Consider the following 19,345-nt stretch of genomic DNA (forward strand, 5'->3'; position numbering starts at 1 on the left):
GTTGAATCGTGCCTACAGGACCAATAATTAAGGAAGGGTTTCCACTGATAGGGGCTATGCTCATTATCGCGGTGGTATTAGGATTTTTTGGACATTATGTAATTGCGATTATTTCATTTATTCTGGCATTATTTTTCGTCAATTTCTTTAGAAATCCTAAACGTGTAATCCCTCAAGATCCAGATTTAATTTTATCTCCAGCGGATGGTAAAATTATGGATATTTCTGATGTATACGAAGATATTTACTTACATAAAGAGTGTAAAAAAGTAACTATTTTCTTATCTGTTTTTGACGTACATGCTAATCGTGCGCCTATTGATGGTAAAATTACATACCGTCACTACACAATGGGCAGTTTCTTGCCTGCTTTTAAAGATAGTGTAGGTTTTGAAAATGAACGTCATACTATTTGTATTGAAAATGATCGCACTTCCGTATTGGTAACACAAATTGCAGGCCTTTTAGCGCGTCGTATCGTATCTTGGACAGACCTTGATAGCGTGCTTGAACGCGGCCAATTGTACGGGATGATTAAATTCGGTTCTTGTACTGAAATCTACATGGATAAGGATGTAGAGTTGTTCGTGGAAAAAGGTCAACATATTACAGGTGGAGACACTGTTATCGGGAGGTTGCGTCATGAATAAATCTATTATTCCAAATTTGTTTACCAGTGCTAATTTAGCTTTTGGTGTTCTAGGTATCACATTCTCTGCCACAGGGAATACCTTCTATGCTGCTATATGCGTACTATTATCCTTAGTTGCTGATGGTTTAGATGGTCGTGTAGCAAGAGCTTTAGGTGTGGCAGGACCTATGGGTCGTGAATTAGACTCTTTATCAGATGTTGTAGGCTTTGGTGTAGCACCAGCTTATATGTTATATATGAAAGAGCTTTATGGTTTGGGATGGATTGCCTATGTACCATTATTAGTATTTGCTGTATTGGGCGCATTCCGTCTTGCTCGCTTTAACATTAAAACCGAAGAAGTTCATGGTTACTTTGAAGGATTGCCAATTCCGGCTGCAGGTTGCTTGGCGGCTACCTACGTATTGAGTGGTGTAGAGGTTCCTCAATTTGTATTAGTAGTTTGCATGATTGGTGTAGGCTTCTTAATGGTTAGTGAAGTAAAATACCCAGACTTCAAAGGTAAAACTGCAATCTATATTAATAAACTTTCCATTGTACTAACTGCTATTTTTGTCATAGCTTGTCTCGTATATGATTGGCATACATGGGCAGTAATGATCTTTGCTGGTTATGTAGTATTTGGCCTTATTAATGGGGCGTTAAATATAGTGCGTAAATAAGTGTGTGGAGGATAATAGTATGAATTACCTACTGGATCTGATATTGATCCCTATGCAGGTAATAATCGTAATTTATACGGTTTATTATTTTGTGCTCGCCGTAATTGGTATGTGGCGGTCTCGAGTACATAAAAACTATACCCCTAAAAATTCCTTTGCTATCGTTGTGTGTGCTCATAATGAGGAAGCCGTAGTTGGTGAGTTAGTAAAAAACTTACGTAGTTTGGACTATCCTGATGAGTTGTACGATATCTTTGTTGTTGCCGATAACTGTACAGATAAGACTGCTGAGGTAGCAAGTGCCGCTGGTGCCAATGTACATGAACGATTCAATAAAGAAGAAGTAGGCAAAGGCTATGCCATGGGGTGGATGTTTGATCGTGTGGAAAAAATGGATCGGAAATATGATGCCTTTCTTATCTTTGATGCCGATAATTTAGTACATCCTCAATTTATGTTAGAAATGAATGATCATCTTGAAAAAGGTGAGTCTGTAATTCAAGGTTATTTGAACTCTAAAAACCCAACAGACTCTTGGGTTGCGGGTACATTTTCCATCATGTTTTGGATGGTTAATCATATGTGGCATTTAGCAAAATACCGCATTGGCTTGTCCACAGCACTAGGTGGTACTGGTATGTGTATACGCACATCTATCATCCGTGAATATGGCTGGGATTGTAATAGCTTGACTGAGGATATGGAATTCTCTATGAAGCTATTAACACATGGTCTTAAAACTACTTGGGCTCACGATGCCATTGTGTATGATGAAAAAGTTACGACTATGATGGCTTCTTGTAAACAACGTTTACGTTGGGCACAAGGTCAATTTGACTGTGCGGATCGATATATTCCTAAATTATTTGCCGCAGGTATTAAACAAGGAAATATCGTTATTCTAGATGGCATTTTACAAGTTAGTCAGCCTTATTTCTTGTTGTTGACAACTATATATTTAGTATTTTCATATATCAATGCATATGTGCCGATTTATACAAATATTTTATATCAAATTATGCCGATGTCTGTATGGCAAATTATCGGTATTGGTCAATATTTGTTCCCACTTATTGTGTTGTTAAAAATTAAAGTTCCACCTAAAATTTGGTTCTACTATTTGTTATATCCAATTTTTGTATACTCTTGGGTTCCTGTAAATATTTTAGGTTGGTTCCGTCGTCATAATAAGGAATGGTCTCATACAGTTCATACGCGAGCTGTTGGTTTGAATGACGTGAAATTAACACGTATGGGCAATATGAATAAGAATAAAAAATAGAATCTGTAGGAGTGACTATGCATATTTTAATGTGTAATGATGATGGTATTTTAGCAGATGGTTTACGCCGTCTTGCATCGTACTTAAGTCAATATTATCGAATTACCGTTGTAGCACCTGCAAATGAGCAAAGTGCTAAATCCCATGCATTGACGACTGAGATTCCTTTAAAATTAGACGCGTACAATGGCGAGGATGAAAATCCTCGCCTTTATGCTCTAACGGGAACTCCTTCTGATTGCATGAAGTTTGGCCTTAGTTATTTATTGAGTGATGATATGCCTGATCTTGTGATTTCAGGTATTAACCATGGCTTTAATCTGGGCTCAGATGTGCTATATTCTGGTACTGTATCTGCTGCTATGGAAAGTTGTTTTTATGGCATTCCAGGGTTAGCATTATCTGTGGAACGATATTCTCCTGAACGAGGGGATGAAATGCATCCCTTTATCCATGAATTGATAGAAAAAATTTATGTGAAAGGGAATTTTGATGGCCTATTAAATGTGAACTTTCCGTTACGTGGCGTATGTGATTGGGATCATTTTAAAATGGTTAGCCAAGGTTTACAAACTTATAGCAATATTATTGATGCTCGCATTAACTCAAGAGGGCAGGATTACTATTGGTTGGCAGGCGAGCTAGATTATGGTGCTGAAAGTGTTCCTACTGATGTGGAATATGCTCGTAAAGGCTATATAACAGGTGTAGCTCTTACGTGGAAGCAACAATGTGACATCGGTATGGAGACGGTTCAAAATATTTTAGATAAAATATAAAAAATGTGTTGACATTGTTTTGGGATATCTGTATAATAACAAATGTTCCGAGACGCCGGAGTGGCGGAATGGCAGACGCACTTGACTCAAAATCAAGCGGGTAACACCGTGTGGGTTCAAGTCCCACCTCCGGCACCAACTTTAGGCGGTAAGACTTTTGTCTTACCGCCTATTTTTTATATATTTATATTTATGAATTAATATACGATTATATACATTTTTGTTTGATTGAGGTGATAATATGGATCAAGGTGTGATTGATTATATTGCTAATGTCTTTGATATACCAAAGCTTGCACAACCTGTAAGTGCGGTCCAAATGCCTTTGCCGTTAACACGATTGGCGGAGATACCATTAGATAGTTCTGTTAATCAGTGCCAAGGCTTTTGTTATAACTCAAAAAAAGATGTATTTGTCCTCGCATGTATAAATGCTGATAATACAAAGCAAATTATTTATGAAATTAATCCCACAACGTTGCAAGTGGTTGCTAAGTATGAATATAGTCAAAAACGTTTATTAGGTCATATGAATACGTTAACCTATAATCCGAATAACAATCGCTACTATACTACTAATGCTGTTGTAGATGGATATATTGTTACACCTATTGAAGCTGATAGTATGATTGTTGAAACACCTATTAAATTGAAAGAAAAGGTATTTAATTTTGCCTTTGATAAAGAGCGTAATGAATATGTGTCGATTGTGCCTTTAACAAATTCTCATCGTACTATTAACTACTATGATTCAAATTTTAATAAGGTAAAAACGTATAAGATTGATGCAGAGCATACCGACTTAAATAATAATGGTGCTTATGCTGCTAATGGTAACACTATTTTTACAACCTTAACGACCTTCGTTTTCGTCGATGATGAAGGCGTAGTAAAGAATATAAGCCCTTATACTTCAGGAATGGAAGTAGAGGATATGGATTACCGTAATGGTCAGATGTACGTGGCGGTTAACCGCAAAGGTAAGGTAGAAATTTACAGTCTAGTCACATTGCCATTCTCTGTAAATGCCTAGATTTTATCTATGTTTTTATCCACTTTAAGAGTGTATAATATTAATGTTAGGATGATTTAGGAGTTATTATGAAATTAGGGAATGATATTATAGAAATTGACCGCATCCGTCAAGCTTTAGAGAAATCTCAATCATTTCGCGACCGTGTATATACACCTCATGAGATTGATTATTGTGAAAGTCGAAATAAGGGGCGTTACGAGTCTTATGCCGGTATATATGCCGCTAAAGAGGCTTTCATTAAAGCATTAGGTACGGGAATGCGTCATGGGTCGTGGCAAGATATAGAAATCGGTCATGATGAATTAGGGGCTCCCTTAATTCGGCTACAAGATACTTTTAAAGATATTTATGAAACATTAGGCTATACGGATACACATGTGTCGATTAGTCATTGCAAAGCATATGCAATGAGTACAGTTATACTTGAAGGAGCATAAGATGCAAATATTAACAACTGAAGATGCTCGATATATAGATCAAGAAGTACCTAAGCAATTAGGTGTTTCTTTAGAAATTTTAATGGAAAATGCAGGACGTGGCATTGTGGATGCTTTCTGGGGACAATATGACTTGTTTTCCTTAGATAATGCACGTTCTATCAATAGTTTTGTACTATTTATCTGTGGTACAGGTAATAATGGGGCAGATGGCCTTGTAGCAGCTCGTCATCTTTTAGAGCAAGGTGTACCTGTACAAATTGTACTAGTAGGTGATACGAGCAAATGTAGCGACCTTTTTGCAGTTCAACTCAAGAGATGTGAAGCAATGGGCTGTATCATTGATATGTTTGATGATTTTAATGATTGGTCCAATGTAGCTATAGTTGTAGAAGGCATTATGGGAACAGGGTTAGCTGGACGTCTTCGAGATACGACAATCGATATATTGCACGTTATTGATACTATGCGTAGCCAATATAATTTTGATTTGTGGGCTATTGATGTACCTGCAGGTGTTGATGCAACTTCTGGTCAAATCTCAGAGGGCACATTGTCTTATGATTATACGGTAACCTTTGGTGCTATAAAACAAGGGTTATTGTTGTATCCTGGCAAGGCTATAGGAGGAACAGTTATTGTTGCCCCTTTAGGAGCTCCTTGGCAGCAAGTATTAGTTAATCGTGATAGCACTATAACTATTGATTCAGATTTAGCAGAAACACTAATTAATTATCGAGTTCCAATGGCTCATAAAGGAGTAAATGGAAATACCCTAATTATTGGTGGCTCTAGTGATATGGTGGGAGCCCCTATGTTAAGTGCAGAAGCTGCTGTTCATAGTGGTGCTGGTAAAGTTACATTGTGTGTTCCAGAGATAATTAAACGGGCAGTACAAGGACGTATCATACCAGAAGTGATGGTTACCTCTATCAATGAAAACCACTCCATTTATGAAGGCCGTCAAGTAGTTGCTATTGGCCCCGGTTTGGGACGTACAATAGATATTCCGGATTTAGTAAATCATGTTATTGATTGCTATGAAGGTGCTCTAGTCATTGATGCTGATGCGTTATATGCATTAGGTCATGTGGGATCTGTAGATAAAGATGCATTGCGAGATGGTAAGGTTGAGTCTATATATAAGATGGAACGACAGTTACCATATTGCGTGATGACACCTCATTTAGGTGAATTTAGTAGACTTATTGATTTGCCTATAAAATGGATTGAACATCACTATATTACATTGGCACGAGCATTTGCTAAGGCTCATCAGGTAGTACTTGTTCTAAAAGGAATTCCTTCTGTTGTGGCACTACCTGATGGTACAGTATATGTTAATACTATCGGAAACGCTGGTATGGGAACTGGCGGTATGGGGGATGTATTAACCGGAGTCATTGCAGGCTTTATCAGCCAAGGCTATTCCTTACAGGATAGTGCCATTTTAGGGGTCTATGTACATAGCCGCAGTGCAGATATACTAAGTGATACGAAAGCTTGGGGATATACACCTAGTGATGTAAGTACTTCTATAGGTTGTGTCATTAGTGAATTATTGGGAGAATAAGATGACAAATAAAATACAACGCTTTATAGCTTTTTTATTAGTGCTATGTATTCCAATCTTTGCTATTGCAGGATGTACGAATAAAGATGTAGCTAATGCTGCTAATCAGGCGACCTCTAGTGCTAATGGGGCTTACTCTATTGATACTAAGACAACTACACCTGAAGGTAAGCTAGATGTATATATGTTAGATATCGGTCAAGGGGATGCTATACTGCTTAAGGTTGGCGATGAATATAGTATGATCGATACAGGTGACATAGAGCATCGTGAAAATATTGTAGCTCAGCTAAAATCTATGGGTGTTACTAAGTTAAAAAATATTATCATTACACATCCACATGCTGATCATATGGGTGGCTTCTATGCTATTGCGAAAGCTATGCCCATTGAACATGTGTATGATGATGGCATTTCTGTTGATAATAATATGTATAAAACCTATGAGAAATGGATTGATAAAAATAAAATCCAACGCTCCACATTGCGTAGTGGAGATATAGTTGATTTTGGTCACGGTGCTGTATTTGTAGTATATGCACCATGGACGGAACCTTTAACAGATAAAAAAGGGGCGCCAGATCTTAATAATAACTCTATCGTAGGTAAATTAATTTTTGGTAAATTCTCTATGCTCTTTACTGGTGATGCAGAATTACAAGAAGAGAAAAAACTCATAAAAGAGCAGAACTCTAGACTGTTTTCTCGGGTTCTTAAGGTAGGACATCACGGTTCTCGCACAAGTAGCTCTGAAGATTTTTTGAAATCTATTAAACCAGAAAGTGCATTAATTTCAAATGGCATGTATAATAGTTATGGTCATCCTCACGATATAACATTGCGTCGTTTGCAGGAGAACAATATTGCCATTTACCGTACAGATACGATGGGACGTATTCACATTAGTACGGATGGGAATGAATGGCAAATTACAACTGAACGTTAGTATCGATTGTATAGCACAAAAAAATAATTTTAAGTAACTGATTTTTGTGTTTACTGTATAAAGACTTTATATAGTAATATGTATAATCGGCATACTAATCTTCATGTTTGTATGAAATAATCTATCTATAATCTAACATTAGTTTATGGATAGATTGGAACGATGAGACTTTGATTCACAAAGATATCATCGACTCATCTCTATGGTTTGGACACTACGTATGTCAGTTAGATTGGAGTGAATGTATTGCGTAAACTATTTTTTATGTGCCTTGCTGTCTTGATGGCTTTACCTCTATTCTTGACTCAAGCAAAGGCAGCTAATCTTGAAGATGCTCGATGGGTGACACGAACTGATGCACCTGTACCATATGTTCGTATGGTAATGGATTTATCAGCACCTGTGAAGGCATCTGCATCGATTAGCAAAGATGGGAAAACGACGACTGTTACCTTAAATAACACAAAGCTAAAAACTGCTAAAGCGAATATTAATATGGACTCTAGCATAGCTAGTTCTGCTAGACTTACAGAGGACGGCAGAGATGTGAAGGTAACAATCAAGACACCTTCATCTATCGATACGAGTGATGTAAAGGTATTTTCTCTAAAAAAAGATACGGTTAATAAGAAACCGTATCGCATCGTTGTAGATGTACAGAAAAAAGGTGTGGTAGCTAAACCTGCTTACTATGGCAAACGTCCATCTCCTTCTGCACATCCTGCGAAAAATATGCCCACAGGATCTGGTAAGTATTCTATTAGCGGTGGTTTATCTGGCAAGACAATTACTATTGACCCAGGTCATGGTGGTAGTGACTCTGGTGCCGTTGGACCTCATGGTGTACAAGAGAAAAATATTACACTACCGATTTCTATGTACTTGAAAAAAGCCTTAGAAAATCGTGGCGCTAAAGTTCTTATGACTCGTACTACAGACGTAGACGTATATGGTCCTAATGCAAGTGGTGTTGATGAATTAGGTGCTCGTGTTAATGTAGCGAACCGTAGCAATTCTGATGCGCTCATAAGCGTGCATATTAACGCATTTAACAATCCAAGTGTTGGTGGTATTGCAACATACTACTATGCTAAAACAGGTAATGATGCCCGTTTAGCACAAAAGGTACAATCTCAAATTGCTAGTGTACCAGGATTCAATGGTGACCGTGGCATTCAAGAAGGCAACTTGTATGTATTAAGACATACTAATATGCCTGCCATTCTTGTAGAGCTTGGATTTATTTCCAATCCTAATGAGGAACGTGCATTGCAATCTCCTCAAACACAAGAAGACTTTGCAAATCGCATTGCCAATGGTATTGCTAGTTACTTTGGAGGTTAATCGATGAAATTACGTAAACAAGTTCTGTCGATCCTCTGTGTAGGCTTGCTTGCATTTGTAGCAGGTTGTACACCTAATCAAGCTCCTACAACAGGTAAAAGTGAACCTGTGCAAGAGACGAAAGTCAATAAGGATGCAGAAACAACGAAAGTATCTCAAGAAAAGGTTAAGATGGCCTTCTTTGTTCCAACAGAAGATGGCTCAGGGGTAACACAATCAACCGTTGAGATGGAGGCGGATAAAGTAACGCCTAAAGCCGCTCTTCTAGCGATGTTAAAAGCTGATAGAGCACAAAAATATCCAGTATTCTCTAAGGATATTCAAATCACATCTGTTACTGTAAAGGACGGCATTGCTTCTGTAGAAGTGAATGACGCTTTCGTAAAAGGTAATGGTGGGGACTTAACTGTTAAATTGCAAATGGCTGCCATTGTAAATACATTGACATCCTTTGATAATATTAATGGCGTTCTCTTCGTTAATAATGGTAAAAAGGTTCTTACTGTAGGTTCCTTTGATACGAAAGATCCTGTTAAACGGATGACAAACCTAATTAAAAAATAATTATATTAGGCTCATTGATAGCAGATAGTTGATATATCAACTATCTGCTATTTTTGTTGTCTTTTATATATGTTACAATACAATATGTATACTAATCGGAAGCCAGGTGATGAGATGCAATTAAAAGAGGTAGGGGAATTTAATTTCATAAGCCACATTCAAAATGATACAATACATGATCCGAGCACTGTAATTACAGGGATTGGTGATGATTGCGCAGTGTATCGTGCTACAGATGAAACAGATCAACTAATTAGTACAGATACGATGGTGGAAGGTGTTCATTTTAGCTTTCGCTATATGAAACCTTATGATGTCGGCTATCGCCTCATGACAGCTAATTTAAGTGATATTGCTGCTATGGGAGGGAATCCTCGACAAATAGTGCTATCTGTGGCGGCACCTGAATATATTGATACTGCTATTTTAGATGAAATTTATAGAGGTATTAAAGATCAATGTGCTAGATATCATATCAATATACTTGGGGGAGATACGGTGCGTACGGAAGGACCTATGGTGTGGACTGTTACCATCATAGGAGAGGTTCCTACTGGCACTGCTATTATGCGTAGTGGTGCGCAAGTTGGCGATATTGTGGGCGTTACAAATTATGTAGGTTATGCTTCCACTGGTTTAGGTGCGTTATCCTATAATTTAGATGGCTATACTATGACGAAGGTTGGTCATCAACGACCTGATCCACAAATTGAATTAGGTCAACAATTGAGAAAACTGGGAATTCATAGTATGAATGATATTAGTGATGGCCTTGGTAGTGAATTAAACGAAATTGCATCGGCTAGTAACGTATCCATTGTTATAGAGGAAAAAGCAATTCCACTTCATGAAGAAACTTATGAATTAGCTAAGTATTTACAGACTAATCCAGTGGATTATGCATTATACGGTGGTGAGGATTTTCAACTAGTATTTACGGCGCCTAAAGCATTGATTCCTAAATTAGAGAATTTATCTGGCATTACTATAATCGGTGAAGTTATATCTGGACCATGTCATGTTCAGATGGTAACACCGGATAAAACGATTAAGACCATAGAAGCGAAAGGATATAATCATTTTCATGAATCATAAGGCACATGTTCAATTAGAAACTCATACAGTAGAAGATACACAACAATTTGGACAGTTATTAGGCAGATGGGTGAAAGAAAGCGGAGAACCTTTATGTATTGCCTTAATTGGTGATTTGGGGACAGGGAAAACGCACCTATCCCAAGGCATTGCGAAAGGCTTTGGAGTTACAGATGAGATTACAAGTCCTACCTTTGCAATCATGAATACTTATGATGTGGATAGAACACATTTATATCATTTTGATGTATATCGTTTGGATGATATAAGCGAGCTAGAAAATATTGGCTTCTACGAATATACAGAGGATTGCGTATCCATTGTGGAATGGGCCGATAAATTCCCAGATGAATTACCAGATGAAACATTATGGATTTATTTGACGCGCATTGATGATACAAGCCGATCTATCACATTAGGTAGTGATTACCTTTCAGAGGGTGATTTAGTAGAAATAGGAGGCCCATATGTGGTTAGGAATTGAGACAAGCTCACTCGTTTCGAGTGTGGCTTTAATGGATGAACATAACCTTATTGGGGAGTTGACTATCCAAGCTGGATTAACTCATTCTGAGCAACTAATACCTCACATTGATATGTTATTGCGTGCCTCTCAAGTAAAAAAGAATGAGTTAAAAGGTATTATCGTTAGTATCGGGCCTGGTTCTTTCACTGGATTGCGTATTGGTATGGGGACTGCTAAAGCAATGGCTTACGCCTTACAAATTCCATTGTATGGTGTGATGACAATGGACAGCTTAGCTCGTAATGTTTCATATACAAATCGTACAATTTGTACTGTTATCGATGCTCAAAAAAAACATGTTTATGCTGGCCTGTATCGATATGAAAATAACGAACTAGTATGTAAAGAGGAGCCTTTTGTTATAGCTGCTAGTGATTTATTAGATAAATTTAGAGAAACAAAGGAAGAGGTCCTATTCTTAGGGGATGGTATCAAGCGAATTGAAAAGCTTTTAGAGGAAAGGGATACTAATTTGACTGTCCTAGATATTTCACAACGTATTCCGAAGGCAAGCTCGTTACTATTAGCAGGTCGTGAATTGATAGAACGTGAAGAGATATGCGATCCAATGGATATGGTTCCTTACTATATTCGTCGCTCTGAGGCAGAGGTGTTATGGGAGGAGCGATATAAGGATAATCCTGAAATGTTAAACCAAAATCCTACTGTGATAGTGACTGAAGCGGCAGGAGCAGAATAATGGAGATTCGGTTAGCGGCTATCGATGATGCTCAGGTCATTTATGAAATAGAACAGCAGTCCTTTTCAGTTCCATGGAGTTTGGAATCTGTACTTGCTGAACTTGAAGGAGCAGATAATAAATTATATATGGTTATTTGCGAAGACAATCATGTTGTTGGTTATGCTGGTGCTTGGCTCGTATATGATGAAGGACAAATAACAAACATTGCCATTATTCCTTCTGCTCGTGGTAAGGGATATGGCTCAGAACTTACTAAACAATTAATAGATGAATGTTTCAAGAGAGGTATGCACGAAATCTTCTTGGAGGTACGCATATCCAATTTGCCTGCCTTAGCAATGTATAGAAATCTTGGGTTTTCTGTTAAAGGGATTCGTAAAGATTATTATTCAGAGCCAAAAGAGGATGCTTATATTATGTCTCTCGTTTCAGAGGAAATAGAATGAGTATATACACATTAGCCTTGGAAAGTAGCTGTGATGAGACATCAGCCTCTGTCTTAAAGGATGGACGCACTGTTTTATCTAATGTTATTTCTAGCCAAGTGCCGATTCATAGAAAATTTGGTGGCGTTGTGCCAGAAATCGCATCACGTCACCATATAGAACAAGTTATACCTGTTATAGATCAAGCGCTACGCGATGCGAATGTAACGTTACAAGATATTGACCACATCGGTGTTACCTATGGTCCTGGTCTCGTAGGGGCATTATTGGTTGGTGTAGCTGCTGCAAAGGGATTATCCTTTGCTACAGGCATTCCTTTGGTACCAGTTCACCATATGGAAGGTCATATTTTTGCTAATTTCTTAGCTAATCCAGAATTAGAACCTCCATTTTTGAGCCTCGTTGTATCTGGTGGTCATACAATACTAGTTCATGTAAAAGGGTACGAAGAGTTTGATATTCTTGGTCAGACTCGTGATGATGCAGCGGGTGAAGCCTTTGATAAAATTGCTCGTGTTATGGGGTTCCCTTACCCAGGTGGCCCTCATATTGATGCACTTGCTCTTGAAGGTAATCCAGATGCGATTGAATTTCCAAAGGCTTTAAGTGAGTCTGGTAATTTTGAATTTAGTTTTAGTGGTTTAAAGTCTGCTGTATTAAACTATTTAAATAGCAAGCAACAAAAGAATGAACCCATTAACCAAGCCGATGTTGCCGCGTCCTTCCAAAAGGCTATTGTTGATGTATTAGTTGAAAAAACAAAAGATGCAGCTCATACATTAGGTGAAACGCGTATTACCATTGCGGGAGGCGTATCTGCTAATAAAGGCTTACAACAAGCCTTAGAGGTTATGTGTAAGGAAGAAGGCTTTACCTATTACAAGCCTCATAAAATTTTGTCCACTGACAATGCTGCTATGATTGGTTGTCGTGCCTATTATATGGCTCAAGCTGGTAAATTTGGCGATTTAACATTGAATGCAAAGCCAAGTGTTGAAATTGGTCATGTATCTTGGAAAGAGGATTAATTGTGGATATCGGTCAAGATATTTTAAATACAACACCATTAGGACCATTACAAACCTCACTACTTGAGCATATTAGTAAACTTATATCCTTTGGCGAGTCATTGACCCGTCAAAGGATACAGATTTTTACGCCTCTTCTAGAAAAATCACAAGGTGATATGCAGCAACGTGCAGATATGCTATGCATTGAACGGAGCGAGCAAGGTGTTATTACTCGACAAATAAAAGGAAATAATACGTGGCATTCTATGATGGGAAATGGTCAACCTCTTATTGGGGTAGAGCATGATCAACGACAACATGTTTTTCCTGTTGTCGACAATGGTGGTCGTATTATTGGGGGGATAGTTTTTACAGTATCTCCGTCTATTAAAAAAAATCAATACGAACAAGAATATATCTTATCTGATACGATGCAACGTCTCATGTTAACTGCTACAGATGAGCAAATACAATCGTATGAGCCAATTTCTTATTTCGATGGTTTAATCATCTTCGATGATTCTCATAGAATTCTCTATGGTAATGAGTCGGCTATACAATTAGTAGATTTGCTTGGATTTGATCGACGACTAGTAGGGTCATCAATTTATAGCAGTACCTTAAAAATTTCTGCCATACAACAAGTGTTGGATGATAGAACGATATACACTAGTGAAGAAATCTATCAAGATATGGTAATTCGTCAGCATATGATTCCTATTGCTATGGGACGCAATGAAACACGTTGTTTCCTCGTGCTTCACGATTGTACCCGTGAAAGTAAGCAGCAACAAGAATTGCTGGTAAAGAATTCTATTATCAAAGAGGTTCATCACCGTGTAAAAAACAATTTACAAACTGTAGCGGGATTACTACGTATGGAAGCAAGACGTTCTAGTCTGCCAGAAGTTAAACAAGCCTTACAAGAGGGAATCAATCGTATTGAAAGTATGGCTTTGGTTCACGATATTGTGTCCCATTATGATGAGGATTATATTGGTATCCGATCAATCTATGACGAGTTATGTCGTTTGTTGCGCATGAGTATGATCAGACAAGACCAAGAGGTTACCTTTACCTATAGTGGAGAAGATATATTGATTTCCTCTCATATGGCAAGTTATGTATCCCTCATAACTAATGAATTAATTACTAATAGCCTTGAACATGGTTTAGATGGTAAAGCAGGGGAGATTCGTCTAGCTGTTTCGGAATTAGAGGAATATATTGTATTAGATTTTTCTGATACGGGAAAAGGATTACCTCAAGATTTCTCTATTAACTCGAATAAGCGTTTAGGATTAACTATCATTAATAATTTAGTTACCCATGAGTTAAAAGGGCGTCTATCTGTTAAAAATACTGATGCCGGTGTTCTAGTGACAATACATATGAAGAAGGAGAAGTAAATGCGCGTTTTAATAGTGGATGATGAATCCCTTATACGTATGGATCTACGCGATATTATTGAATCCTGTGGTCATGAAGTTGTGGCAGAAGGGACTAATGGTGTTGAAGCCATCAAGCTTTGCAAAGAATATAAACCTGATATTGTTCTAATGGATGTAAAAATGCCAGAATTAGATGGCATTGAAGCAGCACGTCAAATTGGCTTTCACCATGAAGCACCTGTAGTTCTATTAACTAGTTATAGTCAACAGGATTTAATAAATAAGGCTAGAGAATCTGGCGTATATGGATATTTAATTAAGCCTGTTCGTGAAGAACAATTGGTTCCAACCTTAGAAATGGCATTAGGGCGTTACCATAGTGATGCTGAGCTACGCGAAAAAATGGCTGAATTAGAACAATCATTAGAGGATCGTAAAATCATTCAAAAAGGGACCGGTATATTGATGGAGCTATACTCTATATCAGAAGAGGAAGCCTATAATCGCATTCGTGCCCTAAGTATGAAGAAACGAGATAGTATTGTTAATATCTGTAAAGCATTAATTAATCAAGTTTCAAAATAGATACAAAGACTAGTATAAGAATCAAAACTTATACTAGTCTTTTGTGTCTAACATCAAATAAAAACTAAAAAGTCAAAAAATCAAAATTTCTACTTGCATTTATTTTGACATAGGTTATAATAATACATGTGATTAGCACTCGACTACTTAGAGTGCTAATGAATTGTAAATAATAACTAGTAAATAAGGAGTGACATCATATGTTAAAACCATTAGCTGACCGCGTTCTTATCCGTTTAGAAGCAAAAGAAGAAAAAACTAAAAGTGGTATTTTCCTTCCTGATACAGCAAAAGAAAAACCTCAAGAAGGCGTAGTAGTAGCTGTAGGTGCTGGTAAAGTTTATGACAATGGTCAACGTGTAGCTCCAGAAGTTAAAGTTGGCGATACTGTTATGTTCGCAAAATATGCTGGTAGCGAATTAGAAATCGATGGCGCTACTCATTTGATCATTAGCGAACGCGATATCTTAGCAGTACTATAATAGCTAATATATCTGTATAGAGCTAAACATACTATTGATACATTCTATACTGCCTACGGGCATATACATTCCCTTACATTAGATACTGTTATTATCTAGGAGGTAATACATATGGCAAAAGAAATCTTGTTTAATGAAGAAGCTCGTCGCGCTTTAGGTCGTGGCGTTGATCAATTGGCAAACGCTGTAAAAGTTACATTAGGACCAAAAGGTCGTAATGTTGTATTGGATAAAAAATTCGGTTCCCCAACAATCACAAATGATGGTGTAACTATTGCTCGTGATATCGAACTTCCAGATCCATTTGAAAACATGGGCGCTCAATTAGTTAAAGAAGTTGCTACTAAAACTAATGACGTAGCAGGTGATGGTACTACTACTGCAACAGTATTGGCACAAGCTATGATCCAAGAAGGTATGCGCAACGTAGCAGCTGGTGCTAACCCAATGATCTTGAAAAAAGGTATTGAAACAGCAGTTAAAACTTTGGTTGAAGAAATTAAAAAACGTTCCATCAAAGTTTCTGGTAAAGCTGAAATCGCTCAAGTTGCAAGTGTATCCGCTGCGGACGAAGAAATCGGTGGCTTAATTGCTGAAGCTATGGAAAAAGTAGGTAACGACGGCGTTATCACTGTAGAAGAATCCAAAGGCTTGCAAACTGCATTAAACGTAGTAGAAGGTATGCAATTTGACCGTGGTTACATTTCCCCATACATGGTAACTGATCCTGACCGTATGGAAGCTGTAATGGATAACCCATATATCTTGATTACTGACCGTAAAATCAGTGCTATTGCTGATATGTTGCCAACACTTGAAAAAGTGGTAAAAGTAGGTAAAGAACTTCTTATCATCGCTGAAGATGTAGAAGGTGAAGCATTGGCTACATTGGTAGTAAACCGTTTGCGTGGCACTTTCAAAGCAGTAGCTGTAAAAGCTCCTGGCTTCGGTGATCGTCGTAAAGCTATGCTTGAAGATATCGCTATTTTGACTGGTGGTACTGTAATTACTGAAGATATGGGCCGCAAACTTGATTCTGTAGAACTTACTGATCTTGGTACAGCTCGTCAAGTTCGCATCACTAAAGATGAAACTACAATCATCGATGGTGTAGGCGATAAAGACGTAATCGCTAAACGTGTAAGCCAAATCCGTGCACAAGTAGAAGAAACAACTTCCGAATTCGACCGTGAAAAATTACAAGAACGTCTTGCAAAATTATCCGGTGGTGTTGCAGTTATCGAAGTAGGTGCTGCTACAGAAGTTGAAATGAAAGATAAAAAACTTCGTATCGAAGACGCATTGAACGCAACTCGTGCAGCTGTTGAAGAAGGTATCGTAGCTGGTGGTGGTACTACATTCATCGATATTATCCCTGCATTGAACACATTGGAAGAAACTGGCGACGTTCAAACTGGTATTAACCTTGTTAAACGTGCAGTAGAAGAACCTCTTCGTCAAATCGCTTACAATGCTGGTCTTGAAGGTTCCGTTGTAGTAGAAAAAGTTAAAAATACAGAAGCTGGTGTTGGTTTCAACGCTTTGACTGAAGAATATATCGACATGGTTAAAGCTGGTATCGTGGACCCTGCTAAAGTAACACGTTCTGCACTTCAAAATGCTGCATCCATTGCATCTCTTGTATTGACTACTGAAACAATCGTAGCTGATAAAGTAGAAGAAAATGCTGCAGCACCTGCAATGCCTCCAATGGGTGGCATGGGCGGTATGATGTAATCAACTGCTTAGCGCATAATCTATAAGATTTAGAATAATCCTAATGAATTAGGAACTATATGTTCACTTTTTCATTAGGATTATTTTTATATATCTGAAAATTAAATGGTTTTTTGTATTACTAGGTACAGAATATTTCTTGACTTTTTAGGTATTAAATTAGAAGATTATATGTGGCTTATCAAATCGATAAAATTGATTTTGTATACTACATATGTTATAATTCTATAGAATTTAATATTGAGTCTAGTTTGACATGGTACTTTTTCTCCTCTATAATAACGATATCGAATTATTTCGATTTTTATTTTGATTTGAAAGAAGGATTACTATGTTAAGCTTTATTTTTAAAAGTAAACCTAATTATGTTAATTTTGGCCTCTTAATTTACCGTTTGGCACTTGGTATTTCCATGTTTTATCATGGTTATCTAAAATGGTTAAGTGGTCCTGAAGGCCTTTATAAAGTTGGATCTATGTTGGCTCCATTAGGCGTACCTGGTGGGTATGAAATATTAGGTACTATGGCATCTTGTGCTGAGATGATTGGTGGTATCCTTATTGTTTTAGGTCTATTCACTAGAATTGGATCTCTTATGCTCATCGGTACATTAGCTATGGCAACAACATTGAGTATTAACGGTAGTTTCTTTAGTTGGGATTACCCATCTCAAATGGGCTTTGGTGCTCTTATGTTGTTCTTCGCTGGCGCAGGTCGCTATAGCCTTGATAAAGCTTTATTTAAATAATAATTAGGATAATAGACTCATCGTTTGATGAGTCTTTTATTTGTATAGCGAGGTTATTATGAATACAAAAACAGTTCCGTTTACAGCTGAACAATTGGAAAATATTATTGCCCAATACCCAACACCATTCCATATTTATGATGAAGAAGGTATCATTGAAAATATGAAAGCATTCATCAATGCATTTTCTTGGAATAAAGGGTTCAAACAATATTTTGCTGTAAAAGCAACTCCTAATCCATATATTATGCGTGTATTACAAAAGCTTGGTGTAGGTGCCGATTGTTCTTCTTTAGCAGAGTTAATGCTATGTGAAAAAGTGGGCATTACAGGTCATGATATTATGTTCACATCTAATGACACACCATATGTGGAATATAAAAAAGCACTTGAATTAGGTGCTATTATCAATCTTGACGATATTACTCATATTGAATATTTGGAAAAAAATCATGGCTCTTTGCCTGATACATTCTGCGTACGTTATAACCCAGGCTCCTTAAAAGAAGGGGGTAATACAATTATCGGCCTTCCTGAAGAAGCTAAATATGGTATGACACGTGAACAGATTCTTGAAGCTTATAAACAGTTGCAAGCTAAAGGTGTAAAACACTTTGGTATCCATACAATGGTTGTATCTAACGAGCTTGATATTGATGGCTTAGTTGGCACTGCTGAACTTTGCTTCAATCTAGCAGTAGATATTAAAAATGAACTAGGCATCAATGTTGAGTTTATCGATCTTGGTGGTGGTGTAGGTGTTGCTTATAAACCAGAACAAACACCAGTAGATTTCAATGCACTTAGTAAAGGTGTAGAAGAGGCCTATAATAGAATTCTAGTAGCTAACGGTCTTGGTGATGTAGCATTGGCTTATGAATGTGGCCGTATGGTTACAGGTCCATTTGGTTACTTAGTTTCTACAGCAATTCACAAAAAGGATATTTATCGTCACTACATCGGTTTAGATTCCTGTATGGCAAACCTTATGCGTCCAGCATTATATGGTTCTTACCACCATATTACTGTAATGGGTAAAGAAAATGCACCTAAGGATCACGTGTACGATGTAACTGGTTCTTTATGTGAAAACAATGATAAATTTGCTATTCAACGTGAGTTGCCAAAAATCGATATTGGCGATCGTATTATCATTCATGATGCTGGTGCGCATGGTCACTCCATGGGATTCAACTATAATGGTAAATTGCGCTCTGCTGAGTTGTTATTACATAAAGACGGTTCTGTTACACAAATTCGTCGTGCTGAAACATATGATGATTTGTTTGGCACCCTCGATTTCTCTAACCTATAATTTAATATTGAGAATCGAATAGGATGAGAATG

The 19,345-nt window shown here is 37.5% G+C and carries 21 protein-coding genes and 1 tRNA gene; all 22 read left to right on the forward strand.

Annotation, left to right across the window (positions count from 1 at the left end):
• Nucleotides 1–8 precede the first annotated feature (8 nt).
• The 22 genes from MOQ65_RS01685 (at nucleotide 9) to MOQ65_RS01790 (ending at nucleotide 19,313) form a co-directional block, all read left to right on the forward strand.
• Nucleotides 9–650 (forward strand): phosphatidylserine decarboxylase family protein, encoded by a 642-nt coding sequence (locus tag MOQ65_RS01685; protein ID WP_257846462.1) that lies wholly within the window; start codon nucleotides 9–11, stop codon nucleotides 648–650.
• Nucleotides 643–1,314: a CDP-diacylglycerol--serine O-phosphatidyltransferase gene (gene pssA, locus MOQ65_RS01690; protein ID WP_129823091.1), complete on the forward strand. Its 672-nt coding sequence runs from the start codon at nucleotides 643–645 to the stop codon at nucleotides 1,312–1,314. The genes MOQ65_RS01685 and pssA overlap by 8 nt, the downstream gene beginning before the upstream one ends.
• 19 nt (nucleotides 1,315–1,333) lie before the next feature.
• A complete protein-coding gene (locus MOQ65_RS01695; protein ID WP_105085711.1) occupies nucleotides 1,334–2,596 on the forward strand; it encodes a glycosyltransferase family 2 protein in 1,263 nt (420 codons plus the stop codon).
• Nucleotides 2,597–2,613: 17 nt separating this feature from the next.
• A complete protein-coding gene (surE, locus tag MOQ65_RS01700; RefSeq protein ID WP_060924258.1) occupies nucleotides 2,614–3,375 on the forward strand; it encodes a 5'/3'-nucleotidase SurE in 762 nt (253 codons plus the stop codon).
• A 54-nt stretch (nucleotides 3,376–3,429) separates the two neighbouring features.
• Nucleotides 3,430–3,513: transfer RNA gene (locus MOQ65_RS01705), tRNA-Leu, on the forward strand.
• A 103-nt stretch (nucleotides 3,514–3,616) separates the two neighbouring features.
• Nucleotides 3,617–4,408 (forward strand): hypothetical protein, encoded by a 792-nt coding sequence (locus MOQ65_RS01710; protein WP_257846463.1) that lies wholly within the window; start codon nucleotides 3,617–3,619, stop codon nucleotides 4,406–4,408.
• 68 nt (nucleotides 4,409–4,476) lie between these two features.
• Nucleotides 4,477–4,848, forward strand: coding sequence for a holo-ACP synthase (gene acpS / locus MOQ65_RS01715; RefSeq protein ID WP_024066570.1), 372 nt, complete (start codon nucleotides 4,477–4,479; stop codon nucleotides 4,846–4,848).
• A gap of 1 nt (nucleotide 4,849) precedes the next feature.
• Nucleotides 4,850–6,421: an NAD(P)H-hydrate dehydratase gene (locus MOQ65_RS01720; protein WP_257846464.1), complete on the forward strand. Its 1,572-nt coding sequence runs from the start codon at nucleotides 4,850–4,852 to the stop codon at nucleotides 6,419–6,421.
• Nucleotide 6,422: 1 nt separating this feature from the next.
• Nucleotides 6,423–7,367 (forward strand): ComEC/Rec2 family competence protein, encoded by a 945-nt coding sequence (locus MOQ65_RS01725; protein WP_257846465.1) that lies wholly within the window; start codon nucleotides 6,423–6,425, stop codon nucleotides 7,365–7,367.
• 246 nt (nucleotides 7,368–7,613) lie between these two features.
• Nucleotides 7,614–8,711 carry an N-acetylmuramoyl-L-alanine amidase family protein gene (locus tag MOQ65_RS01730; RefSeq protein WP_119206219.1) on the forward strand — a complete coding sequence of 366 codons (1,098 nt, stop codon included), beginning with the start codon at nucleotides 7,614–7,616 and terminating at the stop codon, nucleotides 8,709–8,711.
• A gap of 3 nt (nucleotides 8,712–8,714) precedes the next feature.
• The gene (locus MOQ65_RS01735; RefSeq protein WP_060924263.1) at nucleotides 8,715–9,275 is read left to right on the forward strand and encodes a GerMN domain-containing protein; all 561 of its coding nucleotides are present in this window, start codon (nucleotides 8,715–8,717) and stop codon (nucleotides 9,273–9,275) included.
• A gap of 114 nt (nucleotides 9,276–9,389) precedes the next feature.
• On the forward strand, nucleotides 9,390–10,370 hold the full coding sequence (gene thiL / locus MOQ65_RS01740) for a thiamine-phosphate kinase (RefSeq protein WP_257846466.1): 981 nt from the start codon (nucleotides 9,390–9,392) through the stop codon (nucleotides 10,368–10,370).
• Complete coding sequence (tsaE, locus tag MOQ65_RS01745) at nucleotides 10,360–10,854, forward strand: tRNA (adenosine(37)-N6)-threonylcarbamoyltransferase complex ATPase subunit type 1 TsaE (RefSeq protein ID WP_257846467.1); 495 nt, start codon at nucleotides 10,360–10,362, stop codon at nucleotides 10,852–10,854. Before thiL ends, tsaE begins: the two co-directional genes overlap by 11 nt.
• The gene (gene tsaB / locus MOQ65_RS01750; protein ID WP_257846468.1) at nucleotides 10,838–11,596 is read left to right on the forward strand and encodes a tRNA (adenosine(37)-N6)-threonylcarbamoyltransferase complex dimerization subunit type 1 TsaB; all 759 of its coding nucleotides are present in this window, start codon (nucleotides 10,838–10,840) and stop codon (nucleotides 11,594–11,596) included. Before tsaE ends, tsaB begins: the two co-directional genes overlap by 17 nt.
• The gene (gene rimI / locus MOQ65_RS01755; RefSeq protein ID WP_257846469.1) at nucleotides 11,596–12,045 is read left to right on the forward strand and encodes a ribosomal protein S18-alanine N-acetyltransferase; all 450 of its coding nucleotides are present in this window, start codon (nucleotides 11,596–11,598) and stop codon (nucleotides 12,043–12,045) included. The genes tsaB and rimI overlap by 1 nt, the downstream gene beginning before the upstream one ends.
• Nucleotides 12,042–13,073, forward strand: a complete 1,032-nt coding sequence (gene tsaD / locus MOQ65_RS01760) for a tRNA (adenosine(37)-N6)-threonylcarbamoyltransferase complex transferase subunit TsaD (protein ID WP_257846471.1) — start codon at nucleotides 12,042–12,044, stop codon at nucleotides 13,071–13,073. Before rimI ends, tsaD begins: the two co-directional genes overlap by 4 nt.
• Before the next feature lie 2 nt (nucleotides 13,074–13,075).
• Nucleotides 13,076–14,464 (forward strand): sensor histidine kinase, encoded by a 1,389-nt coding sequence (locus MOQ65_RS01765; protein WP_257846472.1) that lies wholly within the window; start codon nucleotides 13,076–13,078, stop codon nucleotides 14,462–14,464.
• On the forward strand, nucleotides 14,465–15,031 hold the full coding sequence (locus MOQ65_RS01770; RefSeq protein ID WP_105089276.1) for an ANTAR domain-containing response regulator: 567 nt from the start codon (nucleotides 14,465–14,467) through the stop codon (nucleotides 15,029–15,031). It begins immediately after the preceding gene.
• Between the two features lie 200 nt (nucleotides 15,032–15,231).
• A complete protein-coding gene (groES, locus tag MOQ65_RS01775; protein WP_004696047.1) occupies nucleotides 15,232–15,513 on the forward strand; it encodes a co-chaperone GroES in 282 nt (93 codons plus the stop codon).
• Between the two features lie 111 nt (nucleotides 15,514–15,624).
• Nucleotides 15,625–17,250, forward strand: a complete 1,626-nt coding sequence (gene groL / locus MOQ65_RS01780; protein WP_024066582.1) for a chaperonin GroEL — start codon at nucleotides 15,625–15,627, stop codon at nucleotides 17,248–17,250.
• Between the two features lie 331 nt (nucleotides 17,251–17,581).
• The gene (locus MOQ65_RS01785; protein ID WP_024066583.1) at nucleotides 17,582–17,998 is read left to right on the forward strand and encodes a DoxX family protein; all 417 of its coding nucleotides are present in this window, start codon (nucleotides 17,582–17,584) and stop codon (nucleotides 17,996–17,998) included.
• Nucleotides 17,999–18,056: 58 nt separating this feature from the next.
• Nucleotides 18,057–19,313, forward strand: coding sequence for a diaminopimelate decarboxylase family protein (locus MOQ65_RS01790; protein WP_060924272.1), 1,257 nt, complete (start codon nucleotides 18,057–18,059; stop codon nucleotides 19,311–19,313).
• Nucleotides 19,314–19,345 lie beyond the last annotated feature (32 nt).

This window comes from Veillonella faecalis (assembly GCF_024677885.1).
GTDB classification, from domain to species: domain Bacteria; phylum Bacillota; class Negativicutes; order Veillonellales; family Veillonellaceae; genus Veillonella; species Veillonella nakazawae.